Annotated in this window: 29 protein-coding genes and 1 pseudogene; 21 read left to right on the forward strand and 9 right to left on the reverse strand. The window is 36.2% G+C overall.

Annotated elements, in window-relative coordinates:
• Positions 1–123 precede the first annotated feature (123 nt).
• The 4 genes and pseudogenes from SOI85_RS02915 to SOI85_RS02930 form a co-directional block, all read left to right on the forward strand.
• Positions 124–1287, forward strand: a complete 1164-nt coding sequence (locus tag SOI85_RS02915) for a GuaB3 family IMP dehydrogenase-related protein (protein ID WP_320664735.1) — start codon at positions 124–126, stop codon at positions 1285–1287.
• A 215-nt stretch (positions 1288–1502) separates the two neighbouring features.
• Complete coding sequence (trxA, locus tag SOI85_RS02920) at positions 1503–1826, forward strand: thioredoxin (protein ID WP_320664736.1); 324 nt, start codon at positions 1503–1505, stop codon at positions 1824–1826.
• A gap of 38 nt (positions 1827–1864) precedes the next feature.
• Entirely contained in the window at positions 1865–2497 is a 633-nt protein-coding gene (gene hisH / locus SOI85_RS02925; protein ID WP_320665103.1) for an imidazole glycerol phosphate synthase subunit HisH, read from the forward strand.
• Positions 2498–2499: 2 nt separating this feature from the next.
• Positions 2500–3072: pseudogene (locus SOI85_RS02930) on the forward strand (RsmD family RNA methyltransferase); the annotation flags it as partial.
• 10 nt (positions 3073–3082) lie between these two features.
• On the opposite strand, the gene petG reads toward SOI85_RS02930, so the two are convergent.
• Positions 3083–3202: a cytochrome b6-f complex subunit V gene (gene petG, locus SOI85_RS02935; RefSeq protein ID WP_320664737.1), complete on the reverse strand. Its 120-nt coding sequence runs from the start codon at positions 3200–3202 to the stop codon at positions 3083–3085.
• A gap of 55 nt (positions 3203–3257) precedes the next feature.
• Here petG and SOI85_RS02940 point away from each other — a divergent pair, with 55 nt between their 5' ends.
• From SOI85_RS02940 to SOI85_RS02990, 11 genes are all read left to right on the forward strand, one after another.
• Positions 3258–3647 (forward strand): cytochrome c, encoded by a 390-nt coding sequence (locus SOI85_RS02940; RefSeq protein WP_320664738.1) that lies wholly within the window; start codon positions 3258–3260, stop codon positions 3645–3647.
• Positions 3648–3657: 10 nt separating this feature from the next.
• Positions 3658–4383 (forward strand): RNA methyltransferase, encoded by a 726-nt coding sequence (locus SOI85_RS02945; RefSeq protein WP_320664739.1) that lies wholly within the window; start codon positions 3658–3660, stop codon positions 4381–4383.
• Between the two features lie 55 nt (positions 4384–4438).
• Complete coding sequence (locus SOI85_RS02950) at positions 4439–5473, forward strand: serine hydrolase (protein ID WP_320664740.1); 1035 nt, start codon at positions 4439–4441, stop codon at positions 5471–5473.
• A 104-nt stretch (positions 5474–5577) separates the two neighbouring features.
• Complete coding sequence (gene bchI / locus SOI85_RS02955; RefSeq protein WP_320664741.1) at positions 5578–6666, forward strand: magnesium chelatase ATPase subunit I; 1089 nt, start codon at positions 5578–5580, stop codon at positions 6664–6666.
• A gap of 2 nt (positions 6667–6668) precedes the next feature.
• Positions 6669–7133, forward strand: a complete 465-nt coding sequence (gene ruvC, locus SOI85_RS02960) for a crossover junction endodeoxyribonuclease RuvC (RefSeq protein ID WP_320664742.1) — start codon at positions 6669–6671, stop codon at positions 7131–7133.
• Between the two features lie 27 nt (positions 7134–7160).
• Positions 7161–7739: a 5-formyltetrahydrofolate cyclo-ligase gene (locus tag SOI85_RS02965; RefSeq protein ID WP_320664743.1), complete on the forward strand. Its 579-nt coding sequence runs from the start codon at positions 7161–7163 to the stop codon at positions 7737–7739.
• A gap of 44 nt (positions 7740–7783) precedes the next feature.
• Positions 7784–8254, forward strand: a complete 471-nt coding sequence (locus SOI85_RS02970; RefSeq protein ID WP_320664744.1) for a SufE family protein — start codon at positions 7784–7786, stop codon at positions 8252–8254.
• Between the two features lie 25 nt (positions 8255–8279).
• Positions 8280–9605: a homoserine dehydrogenase gene (locus SOI85_RS02975; RefSeq protein WP_320664745.1), complete on the forward strand. Its 1326-nt coding sequence runs from the start codon at positions 8280–8282 to the stop codon at positions 9603–9605.
• Between the two features lie 142 nt (positions 9606–9747).
• A complete protein-coding gene (locus SOI85_RS02980) occupies positions 9748–9924 on the forward strand; it encodes a hypothetical protein (RefSeq protein WP_320664746.1) in 177 nt (58 codons plus the stop codon).
• A 15-nt stretch (positions 9925–9939) separates the two neighbouring features.
• Positions 9940–11544 (forward strand): ABC transporter substrate-binding protein, encoded by a 1605-nt coding sequence (locus SOI85_RS02985; RefSeq protein ID WP_320664747.1) that lies wholly within the window; start codon positions 9940–9942, stop codon positions 11542–11544.
• A complete protein-coding gene (locus SOI85_RS02990) occupies positions 11541–12560 on the forward strand; it encodes an ABC transporter permease (RefSeq protein ID WP_320664748.1) in 1020 nt (339 codons plus the stop codon). The genes SOI85_RS02985 and SOI85_RS02990 overlap by 4 nt, the downstream gene beginning before the upstream one ends.
• Here SOI85_RS02990 and SOI85_RS02995 read toward each other — a convergent pair.
• Complete coding sequence (locus SOI85_RS02995; RefSeq protein ID WP_320664749.1) at positions 12557–14158, reverse strand: alpha/beta hydrolase; 1602 nt, start codon at positions 14156–14158, stop codon at positions 12557–12559. The genes SOI85_RS02990 and SOI85_RS02995 overlap by 4 nt on opposite strands.
• A gap of 110 nt (positions 14159–14268) precedes the next feature.
• On the opposite strand from SOI85_RS02995, the gene SOI85_RS03000 reads away from it, so the two are divergent.
• Positions 14269–15402, forward strand: a complete 1134-nt coding sequence (locus SOI85_RS03000) for an MFS transporter (RefSeq protein WP_320664750.1) — start codon at positions 14269–14271, stop codon at positions 15400–15402.
• 15 nt (positions 15403–15417) lie between these two features.
• On the opposite strand, the gene SOI85_RS03005 is transcribed toward SOI85_RS03000, so the two are convergent.
• Complete coding sequence (locus SOI85_RS03005; protein ID WP_320664751.1) at positions 15418–15765, reverse strand: DUF2834 domain-containing protein; 348 nt, start codon at positions 15763–15765, stop codon at positions 15418–15420.
• A gap of 106 nt (positions 15766–15871) precedes the next feature.
• Between SOI85_RS03005 and SOI85_RS03010 the strand changes: the two genes are divergently transcribed.
• Entirely contained in the window at positions 15872–16723 is an 852-nt protein-coding gene (locus SOI85_RS03010) for a PfkB family carbohydrate kinase (protein WP_320664752.1), read from the forward strand.
• 409 nt (positions 16724–17132) lie between these two features.
• Positions 17133–17444, forward strand: a complete 312-nt coding sequence (locus SOI85_RS03015; protein ID WP_320664753.1) for a hypothetical protein — start codon at positions 17133–17135, stop codon at positions 17442–17444.
• 33 nt (positions 17445–17477) lie between these two features.
• On the opposite strand, the gene SOI85_RS03020 is transcribed toward SOI85_RS03015, so the two are convergent.
• From SOI85_RS03020 to SOI85_RS03030, 3 genes are all read right to left on the reverse strand, one after another.
• Positions 17478–17711 carry a hypothetical protein gene (locus SOI85_RS03020; protein WP_320664754.1) on the reverse strand — a complete coding sequence of 78 codons (234 nt, stop codon included), beginning with the start codon at positions 17709–17711 and terminating at the stop codon, positions 17478–17480.
• Positions 17712–17828: 117 nt separating this feature from the next.
• Positions 17829–18398 (reverse strand): pentapeptide repeat-containing protein, encoded by a 570-nt coding sequence (locus tag SOI85_RS03025; RefSeq protein ID WP_320664755.1) that lies wholly within the window; start codon positions 18396–18398, stop codon positions 17829–17831.
• Between the two features lie 124 nt (positions 18399–18522).
• On the reverse strand, positions 18523–18702 hold the full coding sequence (locus SOI85_RS03030) for a hypothetical protein (RefSeq protein ID WP_320664756.1): 180 nt from the start codon (positions 18700–18702) through the stop codon (positions 18523–18525).
• A gap of 172 nt (positions 18703–18874) precedes the next feature.
• Here SOI85_RS03030 and SOI85_RS03035 point away from each other — a divergent pair, with 172 nt between their 5' ends.
• The 3 genes from SOI85_RS03035 to SOI85_RS03045 all read left to right on the forward strand — a co-directional run bounded on the left by SOI85_RS03035 (position 18875) and on the right by SOI85_RS03045 (position 20239).
• Complete coding sequence (locus SOI85_RS03035; RefSeq protein WP_320664757.1) at positions 18875–19213, forward strand: phenylpyruvate tautomerase MIF-related protein; 339 nt, start codon at positions 18875–18877, stop codon at positions 19211–19213.
• 188 nt (positions 19214–19401) lie between these two features.
• Positions 19402–19992, forward strand: a complete 591-nt coding sequence (locus tag SOI85_RS03040) for a hypothetical protein (RefSeq protein WP_320664758.1) — start codon at positions 19402–19404, stop codon at positions 19990–19992.
• Between the two features lie 25 nt (positions 19993–20017).
• Positions 20018–20239, forward strand: a complete 222-nt coding sequence (locus SOI85_RS03045; RefSeq protein ID WP_320664759.1) for a hypothetical protein — start codon at positions 20018–20020, stop codon at positions 20237–20239.
• Between the two features lie 929 nt (positions 20240–21168).
• Here the strand turns inward: SOI85_RS03045 and SOI85_RS03050 are convergent.
• The 3 genes from SOI85_RS03050 to SOI85_RS03060 all read right to left on the reverse strand — a co-directional run bounded on the left by SOI85_RS03050 (position 21169) and on the right by SOI85_RS03060 (position 25121).
• A complete protein-coding gene (locus SOI85_RS03050) occupies positions 21169–22227 on the reverse strand; it encodes a chlorophyll a/b binding light-harvesting protein (protein WP_320664760.1) in 1059 nt (352 codons plus the stop codon).
• 298 nt (positions 22228–22525) lie between these two features.
• The gene (locus SOI85_RS03055; protein WP_320664761.1) at positions 22526–23596 is read right to left on the reverse strand and encodes a chlorophyll a/b binding light-harvesting protein; all 1071 of its coding nucleotides are present in this window, start codon (positions 23594–23596) and stop codon (positions 22526–22528) included.
• Between the two features lie 433 nt (positions 23597–24029).
• Positions 24030–25121, reverse strand: coding sequence for a chlorophyll a/b binding light-harvesting protein (locus SOI85_RS03060; protein WP_320664762.1), 1092 nt, complete (start codon positions 25119–25121; stop codon positions 24030–24032).
• Between the last annotated feature and the right edge of the window lie 56 nt (positions 25122–25177).

Here is a 25177-nt window from a genome sequence, read left to right on the forward strand (position 1 = left end):
TCAGTTCACTAGAAAGATCCCATTTAGCATGAAATCAAAATAATGATTTAAATCATATATTCAGAACAAACAATACATTTTACTCATCAGTTGGTAGTTTTACTTGAATTATTTGAGCCAAATGTGAATATTCAACTTGGACATTCAAAACTCGTTAGACGAGCATACGGAATAGATGAGATCGCTCTAGTTCCAGGAGGGCGAACTGTCGATCCGGAAATAACTGACACAAGCTGGGCAATTGGAGGAGTCAAAAGAAATATCCCCATTATTGCCAGTGCTATGGATGGGGTAGTAGATGTTGACATGGCAGTCTCTCTCTCTAATTTAGGCGCCTTAGGCGTTTTAAATCTCGAAGGTGTTCAAACAAGATATGATGAACCTCGTTCTGTATTAGAACAGATAACTGCTGTTAGCAAAGAGGGTTTTGTTCCTCTTATGCAAAAAATTTATAGTCAGCCAATTAAAGAAGAATTAGTAAAGAAGAGAATAAAAGAAATCAAAGATAAAGGCGGTATTGCTTGTGTTAGTGGGACTCCAATAGCAGCTTTACGCTTCAAGGAAATTATTAAAGAAGCTGGTGCAGATATATTTTTTCTACAAGCAACTGTCGTATCTACTGAACATATAGGCCCGGAAGGAAGTGAAAAGCTTGACATCAAAAAACTATGTGCAGGCATGGGAATACCTGTCGCTGTAGGCAATTGTGTGACTCATGAAGTATCTCTAAACCTCATGAGAGCCGGAGCGGCCGCCATACTTGTAGGAATTGGTCCTGGAGCTGCATGTACTTCAAGAGGGGTACTAGGCGTAGGGATTCCTCAAGCGACTGCAATTGCAGACTGTGCATCTGCTAGAGATGAATATCAGAAAGAGACTGGGAAATATATTCCTATAGTTGCTGATGGAGGAATTATTACGGGAGGGGATATTTGCAAATGTATTGCCTGTGGAGCCGATTCAGTAATGATTGGATCACCTATTGCAAGAGCAGAAGAAGCTCCAGGGAGGGGTTTTCATTGGGGAATGGCTACACCAAGCCCAGTACTTCCAAGAGGTACTCGAATTAAAGTTGGTTCCACTGGAACACTTGAAAGAATACTTTTAGGCCCTGCTCTTTTAGATGATGGAACGCATAATCTCTTAGGAGCAATCAAAACATCTATGGGTACACTTGGTGCTCAATCTATAAAAGAGATGCAACAAGTAGAAGTTGTTGTAGCACCTTCTCTTTTAACTGAAGGAAAGGTTTATCAGAAAGCTCAACAATTAGGAATGGGTAAATAAATCTTTTTCAGGATTAAAAGATTTCTCTTTTAGAATTAGGAGTATTATTAATTTGTGTTGGCTCTTGCCCACACACTCCTCACACACCCTTGCCCGACGAGTTCGGGCTTTTTGTTTTTGCCTTGTAACCGTCAAAGTTCACATAACTAATGGCAGCATTCAGATTTTCAGGCAAAATACTATTTATAAATTCACTTCTATAAAACTCAAACGGTATGTCAAGCGCTCCTGCAGTTACTGATTCCTCTTTCGAACAGGAAGTTCTCAAGAGCGACGTACCTGTCCTTGTTGATTTCTGGGCTCCTTGGTGTGGCCCTTGCCGAATGGTTGCACCAATTGTTGAAGAAATATCGAAAGACTTCGATGGAAAAATCAAGGTGTTCAAGCTAAATACTGATGAGAACCCAAATGTTGCAAGCCAATACGGCATTAGAAGTATTCCAACCTTAATGATTTTCAAAGGCGGGCAAAAAGTAGATACAGTTGTTGGAGCTGTTCCAAAAGCAACTCTTTCAGGAACAATCTCTAAGCACCTTTAAATCAAATATTTTCTTTGAAGAAATTCAGTGGGCAAAACATAACCAGATTAGGCTTAATAGATTACGGAATGGGAAATCTCCATTCCGTAGAAAAAGCCTTTAACAGATTAAATCAATCTGTAGTTATCGTTAATAAACCAGCTGATTTAGAGAATTGTACTGCATTAATTTTGCCTGGGGTAGGAGCATTTGACCCTGCGATGGAGAATCTCGCAAAAACCAAATTAATTCCCTATATAAATAATTGGGTGATTGATGGGAAGCCTCTATTAGGAATATGTCTGGGATTACAACTCCTTTTCGAATCAAGTGAAGAGGGATCTTCAAAAGGTCTTGGATTATTTAAAGGAAAAGTAAAAAAATTGCCCAAACAAAAGAATCAAAGGATTCCTCATATGGGTTGGTCAAAACTAAATAAGAAAAAAGAGTGTCCTTTGCTTAAGACAGAAGATGAGCAAAACTGGATGTATTTCGTACATTCATATTCTGCTGATGTTTTACAAGAAGAAGAACTTGCAGCGACAGTCTCTTTTGGAAGCTTTAATATTGCCGCTGTAGTTTGTAAAAATAATATTAGTGCTTGTCAATTTCATCCTGAGAAATCTGGGGTCGCAGGGGAAAGAATGCTCCTTTCATGGCTCAATTGGGTTGAAAGTTATGCCATACGTTGAAAGTGAAAAATCATTTAAAATTAATTGCAGGCCAAAGGATAAAAAGCCCTAAAGGATTAAGAACTAGACCTACAACTTCAAGAGTAAGGGAAGCAATAAATAATATCCTTAGAGAAAAGATTGACTCATGTCATTGGCTTGATATATGTAGTGGAAGTGGTGTAGTTGCGTGTGAAGCGTTACAGCATGGTGCCAGAAGAGTTTTATCTATTGAATCGAATAAAAAAACTGCTGAAATTTGTAAATCAAATTTAATATCAATCTCAGAAGATGTAACACATCCAAATTCGTTAGATGTGATCTGCGATGAAGTTATCTCCACGCTCAAACAAGGGTGCAGAAATAAATCTATTAATTTTATTAAGAGGTTCCCTAAATATGACTACCGTTTTGATTTTGCTTATATAGACCCACCTTATGATTCAAATATTTACTCAGAAATTCTAGACAACTTGTTAGAGGGGAATTGGATGAAGGAAAGATCTATCGCTATTTGCGAGTGCTCAGCTAAAAACATTCCAGAATATTCAAACAAATGGTCAAAACAAAAAATGAGAAGATACGGGAGCAGCGTACTTTTATTTCTTATTCCCAATCTGGCATTGCATTACCCCGTCGATACTGATTCCATGCAGCAACAAATAAACCAAGGATAGTAATGGGCACCAATCCCAATACAATTCCACAAAGAAGTGGTTCAATCATTTCTCGCGATTTCGCAAACTATTAACCACAATTGTTTCATGCCAAAGACGATTTCGTGACAGCTCCGTCATCAACCGCTGCAGTTAATTCATACCTCAAAGCAGGTTTCGTTAGATTTTTGTTGCCATTAATAGTAATTGCATCCATTTCTAGCTTCTTCTGGTTTTTTGGAAGCTATCATTCAGACCCTTTTATTCAGGAAACACTTAAGTCAAAAGGCTCTGTTGATAAAGGAAATAAAATATTTCGCATGAACTGCGTTGGATGTCATGGGATTTCGGCACAAGGCCTGGTAGGTCCGGACTTAAATGAAGCGACCTCAAGACTCAGCGACGGCAAAATAATTAATCAAGTTACTAAAGGTTTAACTCCTCCAATGCCAAGCTTTGAGATTGACTCCGAATCAATGGCAGATCTTTTGGCTTATATGCACTCTTTAAATTAAAAGTATCTATATGGAATTAAAAAATATAAGAGTAGTACTTGTTGAACCTAGCGGTGCAATAAATATTGGGAGCATTGCCAGACTTTGTAAAAATTTCGGAATAAAAGACCTAAGGATGGTCTCACCAAAATGCGACCCAAGCAATCCAGAAGCCATAAGAATGGCAGTCAAAGGAAGAGATCTCCTAATCAACGCAAAAGCACATTTATCGCTTATAAGCGCTATTTCTGACTGTCAAAGAGTGATAGCAACTTGTGGACGTATTGACCATGGAGATATACCTATTCACACAATCAGAGAAGCTTCGGAATGGCTGAGTGAAGCATCCTCTGAGACTTCTATAGCAATTGTTTTTGGGAGAGAAGATAGAGGCCTTACAAACCAAGAACTTTTATTAGCCAACAAGGTTGTCTCAATAGAAACATCTCCTTTGTATCCTTCTCTAAATCTCTCTCATTCAGTCGCAATTATTCTCCACCAATTTTTCTACTCAAATTTCAATAAAAATAAAGTTTTCATAAATCCAGCTTTTCCAATAGAAATTGAAGATTTACTTAAGGATGCAAGGAAGCTTTTATTAGAGATAGGTTTTTTACTAGAACACACATCTAAAGCTCGTATGAGTAAATTGAGAAAGCTCCTTAACAGAGCAGAAATAAAGCCTGAGGAAGTTTCTCTTATAAGAGGTATTTTAAGACAAGTTAGATGGGCTATTAAAAACATGGATGATATTTAAATTTTGTTTTGATTAAATAGTATATTTGTAAAATCATTCTTCAAAGAAACATCAATTGAAAAAAGAAGTAAGAACATTTTTTAATATCTTAATTACCGGAATTGGCATTGGAGTGATTATGGGTACATCCCTTAAACTATATTTAACAACAACAATAAAAAACAATAACTCTATAGATTTAACAAATAAAGAAAACCTAATTTCAAGAAGCAATCTAATTAATAAATATAACAATTACAACAAGGAGATTAAAGAATTATCAGAGAAATGGAATTTGTTGATTAGGGAAGAAAGTTCATTGGAAGGAGGTGCATTCCTTTTGTTAATTGATAATTTTAAATATGCTGGAGCCAATGAAGATAATGCCTATCCGGCTTCAAGCACAATTAAAATTCCACTTTTAGTTTTAGCGATGAAAAAAATAGATAATGGTGAGTTATCTTTAAATTCTCCCGTAAAGCTTGAGAAAGATTTAGTTCAAGGAGATGATAAATGGAAAATCAATAGACCAGCAAATAATATTTATTCAATCCATCAACTATTAATTGAAATGATAAGAGGAAAGAATGATACTGCAACAAATCTAATAGTTGAGAAACTAGGGGGGAGAAAATCTATCAATGAAAAGTTAAAACTAATTGGACTTAAAAATACAGAAATAAACAATCTTTTACCAGACGTAAATCTAAAAAATAAAACTTCTGCAAAAGATCTAGTACTTGCAATTTCATTAGTCGAATCTGGTGATTTTATTAGTTCAAGATCAAGAGATTTATTTAGAGAAATTTTGTTTAAATCTAGCTCCAACAAATTACTTCCTTTAGGGCTTCTCGAGGGACTTAGTGACAAAACAGAAAGTATCGACTCTCAATTACTGTTTAACGGATTTAGGGTATACAACCATTCTGGAGAGATAGGGGGCCTAGCAGGAGATGCTGGGACAATAGAAATGCCAGATTCAAAGAGGGCTGTAGCAGCTTTTCTTGTAAAAGGATCAATCAACAACTCAAGCCCTCAAAGACTTATAAGAAATATGTCAGCGGCAATAGTTGAAATCATTAAACCTATTCGTATCTTAGATTTTGATTAATGCCTAAATAATTTATAATCTTAATTTATCTCCTTTTTTGAAACGAAATAAGGTCTAAGCTACATGCTTATGAAACAATCCAAAACTACACAAAATTTTATCCAGTGAGTTCAACTAGGAAACGAAGGGTCTTTCCTTTCACAGCAGTGATTGGACAGGAAGAAATGAAATTGGCGCTCCTTCTCAATGTCATAGATCCTCGAATAGGAGGTGTAATGATTATGGGAGATAGAGGAACTGGAAAAACTACAACCATTAGAGCTTTAGCAGATCTCCTGCCTGAGATTTCAATTGTTGAAGGAGATCCATATAACAGCTGCCCATCTGACCCTGACCTTCAAAGCAGTGAAGTTCGTCAGAAATTAAGCGATGGAGAAAGCCTTTCAACTGATAGCAAAAAGGTGCCTATGGTCGATTTACCTCTAGGAGCAACAGAAGATCGATTATGTGGAACTATTGATATTGAGAAAGCATTAAGTGAAGGGGTTAGAGCCTTTGAGCCTGGTCTTTTAGCTAAAGCAAATAGAGGCTTGCTTTATGTGGATGAAGTAAACCTTCTAGATGATCACTTAGTTGATGTTCTTCTGGATTCTGCAGCTTCTGGATGGAACACAGTTGAAAGAGAAGGTATTTCAGTTAGGCACCCTGCAAGATTTGTACTTATAGGATCAGGCAATCCTGAAGAAGGAGAATTAAGGCCTCAACTTCTTGACCGTTTTGGTATGAGCGTAGAGGTTTCTACAGTTAGAGAAGCAGAGCTTAGGGTTCAGGTTGTTGATCAAAGAACAGCCTTTGATACAGATCCAGAATTATTTTCCTCAGATAAGCAATCCAAACAAGACGAGCTTCAGAACAAGGTTGTTGATGCTCAAAATAGACTACAAGCTGTAAGCATCGATGATGATCTCCGTCTAAGGATTTCTGCAGTTTGCGGTGAATTAGATGTTGACGGACTTAGAGGAGACATTGTTACGAATAGAGCCTCTAGAGCCTTAGCCGCTTTTGAAGGAAGAGATGAAGTAACAGAAGAAGATATTGCAAGAGTTATTTCTTGCTCATTAAGACATCGACTGCGCAAAGATCCTTTAGAACAAATAGACTCAGGAGATAGAGTAATAAAAGCATTTTGCAAAATTTTTGAGAGGAAAGAAGACAGTAATCTGGAAGATTTTGCATTATCTTTTTCTGACTAAATTTGAGAGTATTAGGAATAGATCCAGGTCTTGCTCGTGTTGGATATGGAGTAATTGACTCGATCCAACATCAACAAAAAATGCTTGATTGTGGAATTATTCAGACAAATAAGGGCGTAAAAGAAGGAGATAGGATGGTTGAGATATGTGATGATCTAACTGAACTAATAAGAAAATGGAAACCTGATATTGCTTCTGTAGAAAAATTCTTCTTTTACCGTTCAAGTACAACTATTAGCGTAGTTCAAGCAAGAGGGGTAGTTATTATGACTCTTGCTCGCCTAAAGATTCCAATAGTTGAATTTCCTCCTATGCAAATAAAGTTAGCAGTTGCAGGTTCTGGGAAAGCGAACAAGTCAGAAGTAATCGAAGCTGTTATGCAAGAACTTAATCTAGAAAAAAAACCCAAGCCTGATGACGCGGCAGATGCTCTTGCTATTGCTTTAACTTACTTAGCATATAAGTAACTTTTCTTCTTGAATTTTAAAAGAGATATGAATATTAAAAAGAGTAAATTGATTAGCAGGAAAAATTTTTCTGCCATAAGAGAAAAGTCATTAAAAAGAAATGAACTAAAAATTTATAATAATGTTGAATACTATCTTAAAAAGAATTTTAGAGATAATAGTTCTAATCTTAAAAAATATATAGGAATTTATTGGCCACTAGCAGGAGAAGTCGATCTTAGGGAACTGAAAGACACAATTAACGCATCTTTTGCTTTACCTTGTTGTGAATTCAAAGGGGAAATGCAATATAGAGATTGGACAAACGAAAAATTAAATAAAGATGCTTGTGGTATTCCAGCACCTTGCAAGGGGAAATTAATTAAACCAGAAGAAATGAGAATCATCTTTGTCCCAGCTTTAGCTATAGACAAAAAAGGCTTTCGGCTAGGTTATGGAGGTGGTTATTTTGATCGTCTAAGAGAAAATAAGTCTTGGAGATCAATTCTTTCATTTGCCGTTCTGCCTGGAGAGTGTGTCTCAAAGGCCCCACTTCCGTTAGACCCATGGGATATTCCATTTGATGGATGGATAACAGAAGACGGAGAACACCAAATAAAAACCTGACCTCTAGTTAGGCTCTTAAAAAAGAATTATTTATGGTAAGGCCTATGAATGAGACCACTAACCCGACAGAGAAAAGCTTTGGAAGCCCATCCCTTGATGGAATTATCCAAAGACTTAAATCAACTTCCGACCCAAAAAGAAAATATGAATATGTGCTTTGGCTTGCAAAAAAATTGCCAGTACTTTCAGAGGAAGAACTTTCTGAATCAATAAAAGTAAAAGGATGCGTATCGCAAGTATATGTTCTTGGTGAGCTAAAAGAAGGGATTATTAAATGGAAAGGATATTCTGACGCTCTTATTACAAAGGGGTTGCTAAGCTTACTAATACAAGGGCTAAATAATCTTTCTCCTAAAGAAGTTATAAATATAGATAATGACTTCATATTAGAAACCGGTCTTAATACAAGCCTTACGCCCTCAAGAGCCAATGGCTTCTTAAATATCCTACTAAACATGAAAAAACAAGCAATCTCTCTTTCTCAAAACCCCTCCTCTTTACTAAATAAAATCTAATCTCCAAAATCTGAATAAGAAAAAAATGAATAAGAAAATTGGGATAGGCCTTCTTGGACTTGGGACAGTAGGAACTGGGGTAGTAAAGATTTTGCAATCCCCTCAAGGAAGAAATCCTTTAGTTTCACAACTCGAGTTAATAAAAATATCCGTAAGGAATAAAGAAAAACATCGCAAAACTACTATTAATTCAACGAACCTAACTGAAGATCCATTTGAAGTCGTTAATGACCCATTAGTTAACGTCATTGTAGAAGTAATGGGCGGACTGGAACCTGCCAGATCATTAATTTTAGAAGCAATCTCCTTGGGAAAGTCAGTTGTAACAGCCAACAAAGCAGTAATAGCTAGACATGGGGAAGAGATTGCAGAAGCGGCTAATAAAGCAGGTGTTTACGTACTTATTGAGGCCGCTGTTGGAGGGGGTATTCCAATTATTGAACCTTTGAAACAATCTCTTGGAGGCAACAAAATCAGGAAAGTAAGCGGAATTATAAACGGAACAACAAATTACATTCTGAGCCAAATGTCTAAAGATGGTTCTGCCTATAAAGATGTTCTATCAGAAGCACAAAAACTAGGATATGCAGAGTCTGATCCAGCTGCCGATGTAGAGGGATTTGATGCTGCTGATAAGATTTCAATCTTAAGTGGTCTTGCTTTTGGCGGGCCTATAAATCGCTCAGAGGTCCCTACAAAAGGCATAAACAATTTAGAAACAAGAGACCTTGACTATGCTTCAAGGCTTGGTTACTCCATAAAACTACTTGCTATTGCAGAAAACTTAAGCCATCAGAATGTCACAAAAAATCTTTATGACCCAGCCCATCTAGCAGCATGGGTTGAACCAACATTAGTTCCCACAGAACACCCTCTTGCAGGCGTAAACGGGGTTAACAATGCAATTCTCATAGAAGGCGATCCCATTGGAGAAGTCATGTTTTATGGACCTGGTGCCGGCTCAGGGCCAACTGCCTCTGCAGTAGTTGCCGACATATTAAATATTGCAGGCATCAAGACAATGAGCACAAAGGATGAACCTTTGGACCCATTACTCCAAGCAGCAAGCTGGAGAGAATGTCATTTAGTCGATTCAACAAGAATTTCCCAGAAAAATTATGTCCGTCTAATAACTGAAGACTCTCCCGGAGTTATTGGTCGAATAGGTAATCTTTTTGGTGATAATAAAGTCTCAATACAATCAATAGTTCAATTTGATGCAAGCGCTGATGGAGCAGAGATAGTTGTAATCACTCATAAAGTTAACAAAGGCGCTATGGAATGCTCTCTTTCAAAGATAAGGGAATTAAAAGAAGTGAAAAGTTTAGGAGCCCATTTAGGTTGTTTGTAAATGAGGTTAAATGTGGCATAGATATGTAAGTATTGCTATCAATAACTTTAAGGAAAGATCATATTGATCTGCTTAGCTTCTTGTTGTTCCTTCAGAACAGTTTATGGCTATACAAAACAAACCTATTGCAAAAAATATTAGTATGACTAGATGTAATATTAACCAGGGAGATTGTGTAAAGATACTAAATGAGAAGGATTTATTTCAAGTTATTGGAATTGATAATTCACATGAGAAGTGTTGGATAAGAAGATTCCCTTTACTTTCAAATGGATCGCCCGTTTTCGAAATACCTACCAGTGAAATAATTAAAAACTAAGAAATAATTATCATCTTGAAATCCTTTTTAAAAAAAATAACTAAGACAAAGAACGGTAATTTATATAAATATTTTATCATATCATTAATTGCATTTATCCAATTATCGTGCACATCTAAAGTCGAGAATAAACGCATAATAGTAGCAAGTGCTGGCAAGATAGAATCTTTAGATCCAGCGCAGGCTAGCACTTTAAGATCTTTGCAATTAATAAGTAGCTTAGGAGATAGGCTTTATATAATTAACTCTGATGGCTTACTCCAATCACAACTAGCAAAAACACTCCCAATAATATCTAATAATGGTCTTACTATAGATATACCAATAAAAAAGGGAATATTATTTCATGATGGGAGTTCATTTGATGCAAATGCAATGGCATTTAGTATAAGGCGCTTCATGAATATAGGAACTCAGAATTATGTTATTGGTGGAAGGATAAAAAATATTCAAACACCTGATAAATATCTTCTTAGAATAAATCTGAATAGACCCTCGAGTTCTATTAAAGGATTGCTTACTTCTATTAACCTTACTCCTATTTCTCCAAAAGCCTACTTAAATCACAAAGATAAATTTTTAAACAATCAATTTATCGGAACAGGACCCTACAAATTAGTACATTTTCAACCAGAGAAACAACGATTGGAACCCTTTCAAAAATATTGGGGAACAAAGCCAAAAAACGAAGGAGTTGATTATATAAATTTTAGAAATTCATCTTCACTTTTTGGAGCCATAAGAAGTGGTGAAGTAGATATACTCTTATCTAATTCGGTGGAAGACGGACAAAGACTTGCATTGCACCGATTAGCAAAAGCGGGGAAGTTAAAAGAATCTATTGGGCCAGCACTTGAAATAGGCTATATAACTTTAAGGAGTGATACCAATCCTTTCAATAGAAAAGTTCTAAGAAAAGCTATTTCCTACAGTATAAATAGAGATTTGATAACACAAAAAGCAAGTTATGGTTTAAGAGAACCTCTATATTCAATTGTTCCACCTGTACTAAAAATAAAAAAATCTTCGCCCTGGCCTAAATATAATCCAGATATTGCTAGGAGTTTATTAACTCAAGAAGGCTTTTGCCTTGGGACACAATTAACTGTTCCATTAACTTTCCGATCTAATGTTCCCGCTGATAAGCTTCTTGCCCTTACTTGGAAAGAACAAATAAATCAAGATCTTTCAGACTGCCTTAATATTGAGATAATCGGAGTCGAAGCTACAACAATTTATAAACAACTTTCTGATGGGACTTTTACATCTGTGATTCTTGATTGGACAGGAGCATACCCAGATCCTGAAGCTTATCTTTTTCCTCTTTTAAGTTGTGAAAGAATTGAAGAAGGAAACTGCAAGAAAGGAGAAGCCGTTTTCAGCGGAAGTTTCTGGGGGGAAAGTGAAGTCCAATCCAAATTGAAGGCATCTGAAAAACTTCAAAAACAAGAAAGATTAGAGAAACTAGATGAAATTGAAAAAATTGCTGCCAACGGATCAGCTTATATACCTGTTTGGCTTGTAAAGCCAAGAGTCTGGGCGCAATCAAATATAAATCAACCACAATTTGATGGGAGCGGTCTAGTTCTTTTAAACCAGCTTAAGAAAAATACTCAGTGAATCGACAAAACGCACTATTTAAATACATTCTTTCAAGAATAGCTATAACACCTCTGATGATTTGGATAATTGCAACTATGGTATTTGCGTTATTGAGAATTGCACCTGGTGATCCTGTTGATGCAATACTTGGAAATCGCGCAAATGAAACAGCGAGGGAATTACTAAGGTCAAGGCTAGGATTAGATCAACCTTTATTAAATCAATATTTGAGTTTTCTAAATAATATCTTACATGGGAACTTAGGCGAATCATTAAATACTCAACAGCCCGTTACTGAAATCATTTCAAAGGCACTACCTGCAAGTCTTGAATTATGTTTTACATCATTATTTATTGCATTATTAATTGGTCTGACAATTGGATTTAGTGGGATTGCAAAACCAGAGGGCAAAACAGATTTCATTGGAAGATTTTATGGTATCAGTACGTATGCTCTCCCTCCTTTTTGGGCCGCAATGATTATGCAAATTGTTTTTGCAGTCATTCTAGGTTGGCTACCTATAGGCGGAAGATTTCCAGCGAGCTTAATAGAACCTGAAGGAACAGGTTTCCTAATTCTGGACAGCATTCTATCGGGTAATTGGTTGGCATTTAATGGTGCAATAAGACATATTATTTTACCTTCCTCTACTCTAGGGATTCTATTAAGTGGAATATTTAGTCGCTCATTAAGACTTAACTTAGGGAAAACAATTCAAACAAATTATGTTGAAGCAGCAATGAGTAGAGGGTTAAGTTTTAGAAAAATAGTTATTAATCATGCTTTACCAAATGCATTGCTTCCAGTGTTGACGATTGCAGGACTAACAATTGCATCGCTAGTTGGAGGAGCCTTACTTATAGAAGTAACTTTCTCATGGCCTGGAATGGCCTTAGGTCTCCAAGAAGCTATTAGTCAACGTGACTACCCTGTTGTCCAAGGAATTGTTGTTACTGTAGCAGCCTTAGTTGTATTAATAGGTATTATTGTAGACATATTAATTGCATTCATAGACCCTAGAATTCGCTATTAACTTTTCAATAGTTCCTTAACTAAGGGTCTATCTAATAAATGAAATCGAGTTCCATTATAAATTATATTTAATTCTGCTGGTACAGCTTCTTCCTCTTCTAGATTATCAAGAAATTTAATTATCTCATTAGCTATTAAGCTCTGAACTGATAAGGGATGCAATCCTACTAAAGAACCTTTTAACTTAAAGATATCATCGCCAATCTCATTATTAATTTGACCTTTTACTCTTACCGGAGAAAAATGACTTGCTCCTTCAATTAACAAAACACGATTTAATGGATTAGGTTTTATCGACAGCAGAAGGCCTAGTTGTTCTGAAATAGCTGGGGTAACCAAATCAAAAGTTCCACCAACTAGGAAAACAGGAACATCTATTGAGTTAGTTGAATATTTAGGCCAAAGCAAACTTCCAAAGCTATTGATACCGACTATCGCCCTAAGATTTTTGATTGGCTTCTGAGAAGGTATTGCAAAATCCGTAAATTGACACTGCAGTAACTCTGAAAGATTTGTCAAAGAGAAGTCATTAAGTGCTTTAGAGCAGCTTTCTTTAAGACTTCTTTGAGGCTCTGCTCCTGATGCTAGAAACGCTGTTAAAGATCCAAGTGAATGCCCCATTAATACAATGTTTTTCCCAGGTACTTTTAGAATTCCTTGCTCAATTCCAGAAAGGACTCCTTGCAGATCTGCTAATCGTTCGGGAATGACTTCAAGACCAGGCACAGGCAGTGATCCATCTAAAAGAGCTTTAATAGCTTCCGAGTCACTTCCTGGGTGCTCAATTAAAACAGTAGGCCAACCATGGTAACTAAGTATTCGAGAAAGCCATCTGAAATGATCTTGATCACCTCCTAGGCCAGGCATAAATACAATCAAATTTGATCTTGTCAAAGAATTATTCGCAGGCTTCCAAATTTCTATGTTTAAAGGTTTATCTCGATGAGAGACTTCTAAAGGAATATTCCTTAAAAAAGATTCTTTTAAGTCCTTTTTAAAGAGTTTAGGACCAATTGAATTAACGGATTCAGAGGGTTTTTCGGATATTGAGGAAAGATCAGCTACTAGCTTCTGCTGCAACTTCAATTCTCTTCTCCATCTATTAGCTACTTTTACAACGCCATCAAGGTCTAGATGAATAACCTCGGCAGGAAGAGATTGAAAAAGATACAACACATTTAATTGACGAGAAGATTCAAGCATCTTCTCAAGGGTATTAAATATCTCTATACCTGATTTATCTTCATCAAGGCGGACCAATTGGCCTATTTCTTCAAACAACTTTCTGCCATACCAACTTCGTAATAGCTGTAATGCAACTTCTTTTTCTACAGAAAAAGGTGTTTGAAGAAAATTGGCTAAAGAAGTTCTACTTTCAAACCCAAGCAAGTTCAACCAAGTAGCAAGTTCAGAATTATTTTCACCTTGATGGATAGCCCAATCATTCAGTTCTTTTATTGAAATAGGTATAGACATATCCTCAAAATGAACTTCAAACCGTTCCGCGGCTTTAAAAGAAATTCCCCGATCAATACCCGTCAAAAGGATACTTATACTCCCTAGAAATATTATTCTTGTAATTAAGCGAACTAAAACCAACGCTAAATCTCAAAGAATGGTGGAACCAATTTCCTCCTAAGCTTCGACTAATAGCCAGAGGAAGGCTTTTTGCATCAATAGGTGCAGGAGGTGTTCTTTATTTAAGCCCTTTGCTTTTCAATGAGCTAGGTTTTTCTTCCTCTCAAATTGGAGGAGGAATAACAATTGCGGCAACCTCAGGCACAATTGCAAGATTAATAGCAGGGTTTTGTCTTGATGAAGGTGTTCATTTCTCTAACTTATTAAAAATTGCTGCCTTATTTGCAATCTCTGCAGATATTTTCTTATTTAATTCATACGACATTAACAAATACTTCCAAGGCCAAATTCTTTTAGGGGCTGCTGCTGGAATCTATTGGCCAGCAGCAGAATTAGCGATTCCCATAAGTTGCAATGACTTTCCATCCGCCAAGGGCTTTGCTCTAGCAAGAACAGCAGACGCCTTAGGGATAAGCTTAGGTTCTACTATTGGAACAATTTTCTCATGGATTTCAAATATTAGATTTATTTATTTAATAGATATATTCTGTATGATATTACTTATAAATATTGTCTCACTAAATTTACTAAGGAAAAGGTCTTTAACCTTAGAGAGTAATATTTTTTTAGTTAAAAATAATACATTATCAGAGCAATTATATAGAGTGAGGGAAGTCATATCAGATCTTGGGCCAATACTTTTTTTAAGCATTTTTTGCACATCTATATTCGCGTTATTACAAAGCGGGCTTCCACTTGATTTAGCAGAAGGCGGTATATATAGACTTCCTTTAAGCAAAACATCAAGTGGTGTACTTCTATCTACCCAATTAATCTTTATACTCTTTTTTCAATGGCCTATAGGAAACTGGTTGAGCAAAAAAAGTACTAGATATGGACTGAAATTCAGCTTGATATGTTTAAGTTTCGGAAGTTTTTTACTTGCATTCTCTAGTTTTTTTACAAATTCAATAATCTTAATTGTATTTGCTCTTGTATTCATTGCTTTAGGTCTAACAGCTTTCCTTCCAACAGCAACAGAAGGTGTTATCAGAGCATCTTCCACTTCAAACAGAGGAATTGCCATGTCACTGTTTTCTCAGTGTTTTGGTTTAAGTGCTGTATTGGCACCAATCTCTGCTGGCCATATTATTGATAAGCAAGGAAATGGAATGCTACTCTGGCTTTTATTATCATTTATTGCTCTTTTATTGATACCATCAACTAATCTGATAAATAAATTAAAAGTTGACAGCACTAATTAAATAGTAAAATAAAAATTATGCTTTTTCAATTTCAATAAGACGTCTCTCTCTGAGGAAAAGAAATAATGGGGCTGCAAATGCAAAAGCAATTAGAAAAGAAGCTATAACAATCCATAGATTCTTCATAGATAGTCTTTTTGCCTCACTAAAGATCCATACAGTCACCGCACCAGCTCCTACCAATAGATCTCTACTTAATGATTGTGCTGCTGGATTTATATTGGCTAGTGAAAAGAAGTTAACAATGTCGAAAGCTCCATAGGTGATAACAAAGTCAATATTTGCAAGTGTAGGTAAAATAAAACCTAATATCGCAAAAAACAAATAAACATAGCTTAGAAAATGACGAGATGAGAAATTCATTGTTGAACCTTTTAGTTATATAAAGATAATTGCTATAATCAAAAAGTGTTGAATAAAGTAAGAATGATTTTATTCTTAAACACACAAACTAGAGATACTTTGCTATATGAAAATTTGGGAATTAGATAAATTAAAAAACTTGCCAAGTTTAAAACTAGCAGTAGTTGGACATGTTGAGTTTGTAAGATTTCTTTCAGTCGATCAATTGCCAAAAGCCGGTTCAATTAGTCATTCAAGAAGTTACATAGAGGAACCAGCTGGCGGTGGAGCTATTGCTGCGGTTCAAATGCAAAATCTAACCCAAGCGCAAGTACATTTTTTTACTTCTCTTGGCAAGGATTCAATAGGAGAAAGATGCTATGAACGCTTAAAAGAATTTGGCCTAACACTCAGAGTGGCTTGGAGGGAGAAAGCAACTAGACAAGGAATTAGTTTTGTCGATTCAAGCGGAGAAAGAGGTATCACCGTAATAGGAGAAAGACTTCAGCCAAACTCAAGAGATGATCTTCCTTGGGACGAACTTTCTGGATTTGATGGAATATTTTTCACAGCAGGTGATGCAAATGCAATGAAGCTATCTAGAAAAGCTAAATTTCTATCGGCCACTCCAAGAGTAGGCATAGATGAAATAAATAAATCAGCTGTACAATTAGATGTTCTAATTGGAAGTGGGCTCGACATAGGTGAAAAATATAATATCGATGAGATAAAAATAAGACCAAAGATGAGGATTTCCACAGAAGGAAGTAAAGGTGGAGAAGTATGGCCAGGAGGACGTTATAAAGCAGTTAATTTAAAGTCAAAAGTAATTGACACTTATGGGTGTGGAGATAGGTTTGCGGCAGGTGTAACTACTGGAATGGCAGCAGGATGGAACGTTAAAAAAGCTTTAAGTCTTGGAGCCCATTGTGGAGCAAATTGCACTTCTTACTTTGGTCCTTACATAAATGAAATTTAATTAATAATATTCTCTATGAACAAAACAAACCATCAGAAAAAATTAACCAAAGAGAAAACGAATAACTTAATTCAAGTTAAAACCAGGAAGGGGGAATCAATGGCGAATATAATATTAATATATTTAACCATAATAATATTATTTATTGAATCTGTATATATCCTAATTAAAGGAATAAAGAGAGGTATATTCAGAAAAGAAGTACTTACACAAAAAAGTAAACTGGGTTTTGATATAATAATAAAAGGTTAACCTAGATTAACACGAGCTACTAGTTACTTCTTGTTAAAAACTATATAATTACTCACGCTAGAGTTGTAATTGAAATAAGTTAATGCTTTAATTGATAGAGGTCTTAATAATAAAAGTGAAGGAAATCATCATTATTATTATTTTATTTACAATAATAATGCTTATCTCTCAATCAAGCAAAAATCAATACATACTTAAAAAGAATTTATTTTTAAAAAGATTCAAGAATAAAGGTAATTTGAGAGAAAAGTTATCAGAAAGATTTTCATATTCACTTATGGGAGATCCAGATTCAGATATAAAAATTGGATCTTGGTATAGTGAAATAGAGCTAAGAGAAAAAGCTGATATTCACCGCGCAAGGCTAAGTAAATACGGCAGGTCAAAGATGAATGGAGAAATGCTTTATGTTGGTCCCAAAGGAGGAGTATATAAATACAATTCAGATGGCAAGAAAAAATATTTGTAATTAAAGATTTATATAAATCAGCGCACTTAAAATCTATTTAATATTTTGCGCTATCTCCTTATATTCTATAAAATCACGATTTGCCCAATGATTAAAATCAGCAAAACTTAGTTTTTGTTTTTTACCTTCTTTAAGTAATCCATCTCGGTCAGAACTAGAGTTTATCTCAAAGAAAGAGCCTTTTGATATCTTTTGTCTATAGCGCTTAGCAAGCTTTTCTATAGAGAAACCTTTTGGAGAAGGTCGAGGAGGCCAGAAATTATCCAAATAATTTCGATAAATTACTTATTTATAGGAATAGCAATTAAATAAAACAAATGCAATAGCTTTTTGTAAGTAATCGCTAAAAAAGATGACTATTAAAAAGATATTTATTATTTAAGATTAGGCTCCGGGCATAGCAGGTTTGTAACCCCCACTGGAATCTGCCGCACACTCTAGGCTTTCTCTAGTGCCAACTCCTGTTATGGGGTTTATGCCCTCAGCTATTTTGCATAGATTTTTCTGGTCATCACTATCAAGGATTGCAAAAGTAAAGTCTGCACCCTCAATTCTTGCACCAGCAAAACTGCTCCCTGAGGCAATCATATTTACAAGAATCGCATCTCTTAGATCTGTTTTTTGAAAGTTGACCCTATCAGAAAGTGTATCTGTAAGATTTATTCCTTTTAAATTTGCTCCTTTCAGATCAGAAAGGGTTAAAACTGTTCCATGCAAATCTACGTCACTAAAATTTGCATCACGCGCAACTGCTCCAGCAATAGAAGATTTAGATAAATCTTGGCCGTGCAAATCAAAGCCTGTTATATCAGCACGGACATAATTAGGAACTTCATCTCCTGCTCCAGTTTTCTCAAAGGATGCAAGGGCATAAGAGGTCAATGGAATACTGAATAAAATCAGTAAAGCCATGACTAATGAAAGAAAGCTTTTTATTTTTAGTTCAAAAAACATTTTAATTAAGCCTTTAATTAACTCTGCCTAAAACAGATCATAAGAAGACAAATAAAAAATATAAAGGTAAATGGAGTTACTTTTGCAAAAGGTAAAACAATTATTTCTTAAACCCAGTCTCTTACTAGAGGGGCCTTCCTGAAAGATATTGATGTATTGAAGGGTTCGTCCAATAAAGGCTTACGCATACCATCAGCAAAAGATTCAAACCAATCAATATTGAACCCATCATCACTACTTGCTGGTTACTTGGTTCAAGCTCATCAAGCTGTTCTGCTACTAAGGTATTTATCTTGTCTTTCATTAAATGATATTGTTTCATTGAATACTAATCTAACGAACATATATTTTTTTTGTGGCTAAGGCTGGGAAATCTACTGCAATTCACCCCGCTATCAGTTTATAGGCGCAATTTTCATAGATATTGATTGATATACCAAGTATATTTCTAAGAGAAGTCCTGCAATAGACAAGAAATGCCATTAATTAAAATTCAGACCTCGCTAAAGTCAATAGATGATTCTGATAAATTTTTAACGGCTCTCTCATCCGAACTAGCAAAATCAACTGGAAAGCCAGAGAGTTATGTGATGACAATTCTGCAAACAAATATTCCCATGACATTTGGAGGATCTAATGATCCTTCTTGTTTTATTGAAATAAAATCAATTGGATCATTAAAGCCTGCAGAAATGTCTAAATCCTTTTGCAGTTTAGTTTCTAGAGCCACAAATATTCCTTCAAATAGAATATACATTGCCTTTGAAGACGTAAGTCCAAGTAAATGGGGATTTAATGGAAATACCTTTGGATAATTAATAGAGAATTATTTTTCGATTTAATAAGGCAACTCATCAAATAAAAAAAAATTCTTGATCTTAAAGAAAAGATAGAAGAATGTTGCTAACTACTTGATTAAAGCTAATTAGGTGTGATCTTTGGAAAAGATTAAAACTTCAAATTAATGGGCTATCTATTTCTCCTTATCCTTATCTCCTTAGGAGTGAGTTTCGCTCTTTTAAAACTTAACAAAGGTGAAACCGCCTCAGAGATAAAAAGCCTCCTCATTGAAATATATAAGCGTGCAAAAGAACTTTTCATTAGTATAAAAAATCTTTTTACCTATATAAAAAAATTAATTGATAAAGAGTCCAATTCCTCAGAAAAAATTTCTATTCCTGAAGATAGTTTAAACAGAAAAGAGAAGAGTGTTGCCACTCCAGTACAAGTCGAACTAGATAAGGAAACTGATGCCACTCCAGTACAAGTCGAACTAGATAAGGAAACTGATGCCACTCCAGTACAAGTCGAACTAGATAAGGAAACTGATGCCACTCCAGTACAAGTCGAGCTAGATAAGGAAACTGATGCCACTCCAGTGCAAGTCGAACTAGATAAGGAAACTGATGCCACTCCAGTACAAGTCGAACTAGATAAGGAAACTGATGCCACTCCAGTACAAGTCGAACTAGATAAGGAAAATATCAATAATTCAATTGAATCAACCGAAAAATCAGAAAGTAATGATGACAGTCTTTCAAGTTCTAATAATGCAAAAGAAGGGATTAGTGAAACTGAAAGATATAATGATTAAAAGTTAAAACCAGGAATTAAAGTAGATGGTTGAACTAACATTAATCGCCTTACTGAATACAATAGGTGATAATTTTTGCAAATATCGCTCCGAAGGAAACGATAACTACAAATCATTACTACTATCATACAGTGATGCAAGTGAAAAGCATGGCCTCAAAGAGGTTAGAAAAGTAATAAAAGAATCTAGCAATATCTCAATAGCTGCAGTAGCAGTAGCAGTTAGCAAATGCCCACAACATTTATAATAAATGCATTATATATCTCTAAATAATTTTCATTCTTTTTTTTAAATACTCTCGATAAGTCTACTCTATAATATATCTTCTTCTAAGCAGGATTTCAAAGAGGTCTGAAAGAAGTTTATTTATTTTTTCTAGTTAAAAAAATCTTGGCTAAACAATCTTTATGCTTATAAATTTTCTTTCTGATTAATATATTTTCACTTTCCTCCTCTAAGTTTGGACTTAATTCTGATTAAATTTCGGAGTCAATATTTTACTGTTTTGATTCATCTATTTTTCTGGCTTACAAAAGCCTAATTAATATTACAAACATAAAAAATTAGTTTTAGCATTAGTAGGTTTCCAATTTTGATTTTTATAGCTATAAATAGAAGTAGTGAAAAGACTATGGATTGGACATATCTTCTGGTTCCCTTCTTAGGAGTTTTGTTTTGCCCCTTTGCATTACTTTATTTTTGGGAGATTCTTAAAAGCAAAAGAAGAAAACTTATTTAAAATTTTACCAACCAAAACTATAAAGATATTTCCATAATTGACAAGGTAAAAATTAAATAAATAGTCTCTAACTATCGTCATAAAATTCATATAAGACCTTTCTCATGTCTAGTTCTTCTTAGCTGAATTCCATTCTCTAAGCATCTTGCTCAATTTCATTTCTATATTCAACTGCTTCATTTGATTTATTATTGTTGGAGGCAGGTACACCATATAAGACATTAAAGATAGTCTTCCTTAGTCAGCTCCATTAATGATAAAAAGTCCCATCTTAGGAAAAAATCAACTTAATTACATTCTTGCTATTTCTATAAAAGATAACAAAAATGTATTGATTAAAATATCTTTTACTAAATAAAAAAAGCCTCGTCTTCTCTACCAAAGACGAGGCTTTTTTATTTAGTAAATTAAATATCTATCGATATTTAAAACTAGGTCTATGCAGTTTTAGTGCCTGTCACATTACCAACCGCATTGGCTATCCGCCTAAAGTCGAAGCCCATTGCTCTTAAAGCATGCCAAATATGACCTTGGATAAAGAAGAATCCAAAATAATAATGGACATTGGATAGAGCAGCTCTAGTTGAGTGTCCAAAGAAAGCATTCCCATCAGAAAGGTCTCCTGTATCAATCCAATAAGGAGATATTCCAAATTTGAAAGCTAATGGCTCTCCATAAAAAGCTTCTGGATAAACTGTTGTATTTGTTGCACACCAGAATGCTGCAACAATTGCCATCCAACCAATTCCTGCTAATGACCAAGACAATACAGCTTCAGCTCCTAAGAGACCTGCTCCTTTGAATTTGTCATAATTACCTAATTGACGAGTAGCTATGTGCCAAGCACCACCACTTATTTCTAGAAAAGCCAAGAAAGCATGCCCTTCCATTACTTCTTCTAGACTGTCAATCTTAAGGAAGTCGTATTGGTGGCTCCAAATTCGACCAAAATCCCCATAACCAGGAAAAACCTGTCTTACTTCACCAATAGCTGGATCATAAATCCCATGCCATCTAGCCCATTCAACAAACCAGATGCAAGCAACACCTAAGAAAATCAAATGATGTCCAAGAATAAAAGTCAATTTATCTGGATTGTCCCACTTAATTTGAAATTTCTTAGTAGTAGGAATTGGTCCACTCTCTAGATCTGCATCAAAAAAGAGTGAATGAGATAAAGCTCCTCCCGCATAAACCAAAGAAGCGATCAGATGGACAATTGCGATAGAAGCAACGTTTTCTCCAGTCCATATGCCTGACTCATCGAAACCAACACCAATTGAAGCCAAGTGAGCAAGAAAAATCGAGCTCTGATGGCCCATTGCAACAGAGGGGTCAAAACGAGCAAGCTCCCAAAGGGTGCTAGCTCCAGCAGCAAAGGAAATCAAGCCAGTGTGCGCAGCATGGGCTGAAATGAATTTTCCTGAGCGGTTGGTGACCCGAGAATTACCAGCCCACCATCCATAGGTGACGTCTGGATTTCCGTAGGTCTGCATAGTTTAAGAGTTCAAGACTACAAATACGTAGAGCAGACTACACGCAATTTGCCTTAGAAAGGCAAAGCTGTGAATAACCGTAATTGACTGCGGCATAAGGGTTTTGCCATGTGCCCCTTATTAGGCTTTCAAAGCAAGGCAAATAAGGCCAATTAAGATAGTCTTTTCAACTGTTTTCAACTAATTTGCAAGATGTTTTTTTTTTTTTGGAAGCTTCGAATTACAACAAAAAAGCCCCGTCAATATGACGAGGCTTTGAAATATTAGGAGTTTTTTTTAGAGATAAATTCTCTAAGAATTATCCGTTAAGAGTCACAGTTGAACTTCCTGCATTAGAAATCGCTGAGCTAACTCTCTTGAAGTCAAAACCCATTGAGCGAATTGCGTGCCAAAGATGTCCTTGGATAAAGAAGAATCCAAAGTAATAATGGACATTTACTAAGGCGGCTCTAGTTGTGTGTCCCCAGAACGCTGCTCCTCCTTCAACGGTATCAACCCAATAAGGAGCTACTCCAAATTTAAAACTCAATACCTCTCCATAAAAAGCTTCTGGATAGACGGTTGTATTTGTAGCCGCCCAAAAAGCCGCAACAATTGCCATCCAACCAATTCCAGCACAAGAGAAGGAAAGAACTGACTCTGCCGATAAAACGTTCTTACCTTTGAACTCAGTGTATTGACCTAGCAATCCAGAGCCCATTTTGGTAGCGATATGGTGAGCACCTCCAGCAATTTGGGCAAATGCAAGGAAGGCATGGCCACCCATTACGTCTTCAAGACTATTAATGCTAATGAAATCAAATTGATGATTCCAAATAGAGGCTAAGTTCAAGTTGTATTCAACCTGGCGAACTGCTCCCAAAACTGGATCGTAGATTCCATGAATTCTGGCCCATTCAACAAACCAGATATTCGCTATTCCAAAAAGAATTAAGTGATGACCAAGAATAAAAGTCAAATTGTCTGGGTTATCCCATTCCAACTTGAATTTTCTTGCTTGCTTAAATGAGCTGTCCTGCATATCCCCCTCAAATTTGACGGAGTGCAATAGACCACCTGCTCCATAAACCATGGAGCCAATTAAATGAACTACCGCAATTGAGACAACACCAGCTCCTGTCCAAGCTCCTGCTTCGTCGAAGCCAATTCCTATAGAAGCTAAATGAGCAAGGAATAAAGAGCTCTGATGCCCCATTGGCATAGAAGGATCAAAACGTGCCAGCTCCCACAGAGTGGCTGCACCAGCAGCGAAAGCAATCAGGCCAGTATGTGCAGCATGTGCAGCAATAAATTTGCCTGAGCGATAAGTGACCCCAGCATTTCCAGCCCACCACCCATAGGTGACGTCTGGATTTCCATAGGTCTGCATAATTTAAGAGAACGAGCAACGAAACCTCCTGCAGATTACAAGCGTCTCAATTCATATGCTTGGAATAGTTAAAGGTCTTTATTTAGTTCTTATTAAATATTTCTAAGCCTTCGAGAAGATCGATCTAAAAACAAGCTTAAGTTGAAGTTGACGAATTAAAAGAATAATTCTTACAAACAGCCGAGAAAGCTTACTGTATAAGGGTTTAGCAAAATCATCGTCTCAGATAGTGATAAAAAAACTGCCCCTCTAAAAATAAAATTAAGGATTATTTGCCTTGAGAAATTTTTAAAGGAGTCGTCTAAAAAAAAAAAAAAAATCTGAAATTGAAACAAAATCAATCTTTTTTCCAATAAAAAAGCCTCGTCTAAGACGAGGCTTTTTTTATTTCTAAAAGGATTTTCTTAAAAAACTTATCGTTTATAAGAAAAGACTAAGAACTTAGGCGGAACTCTTCAGAACTAGAATCGTTGACTATAGCTCCACGTACCTTACTGAAATCAAAACCTAATGCACGAAGAGAATGCCAAAGATGACCTTGAATAAAGAAGAATCCAAGATAATAATGGACATTTGTCAAAGCAGCTCGGGTTGTATGGCCCCAAAAAGCAGCATTTGTTCCAGAAAGGTCAACAGTGTCTACCCAATAAGGGGATATAGAGAACTTGAGTTGAAGTGGTTCTCCATAAAAAGCCTCTGGATAAACTGTTGTATTTGTTGCACACCAGAAGGCCGCAACAATTGCCATCCAGCCTATTCCTGCTAGGGAAAAAGAAAGAATTGCTTCGGCAGATAGCAATTCAGCACCCTTGAATTTACTCCAAGAACCGAGTCTCTTTTTCTCCCAAGGAGTTGATCCTGCAACTACATGCAAGGCTCCTCCTGTGATCTCAACAAAGGCTAAAAACGCATGGCCGCCCATGACATCTTCAAGACTATCTATTGCAAGGAAGTCAAATTGACGCTGCCAGATCATAGACAAGTCCAAGTTGTAATTGACCTGACGGACCGCACCCAATGCTGGATCATAGATTCCATGGACTCTGGCCCATTCAACAAACCATGCACAAGCAACACCAAAAAGAATTAAATGGTGGCCAAGAATAAAGGTTTGATTGTCAGGATTATCCCATTCCAACTTGAACTTTCTTGCTTGAGCAACGCTTGATTCCTGCATGTCGCCTGGGAATAAAAGCGAGTGCAAGAGGCCACCTCCTCCATAAACCATGGAAGCCACCAAGTGAACAATGGCAATAGAGGCAACTCCAACACCTGTCCAAGTTCCAGCATCATCGAACCCAATACCAATTGAGGCCAAATGTGCAAGGAATATTGAACTTTGATGTCCCATAGGCACAGTGGGATCAAACCGTGCGAGCTCCCAAAGGGTTGCTCCACCAGCCGCAAATGAAATCAGGCCTGTATGAGCTGCATGTGCTGCAATGAATTTGCCTGAGCGGTTGGTGACCCCAGAATTACCAGCCCACCATCCATAGGTGACGTCTGGATTTCCATAGGTCTGCATATTGTTTAGGTGAGAAAGTGCAAATACCTCTCTGACTCTACTAGCGCCTCAATTCA

The organism is Prochlorococcus sp. MIT 1223, from assembly GCF_034092465.1.
Classification (GTDB): domain Bacteria; phylum Cyanobacteriota; class Cyanobacteriia; order PCC-6307; family Cyanobiaceae; genus AG-402-N21.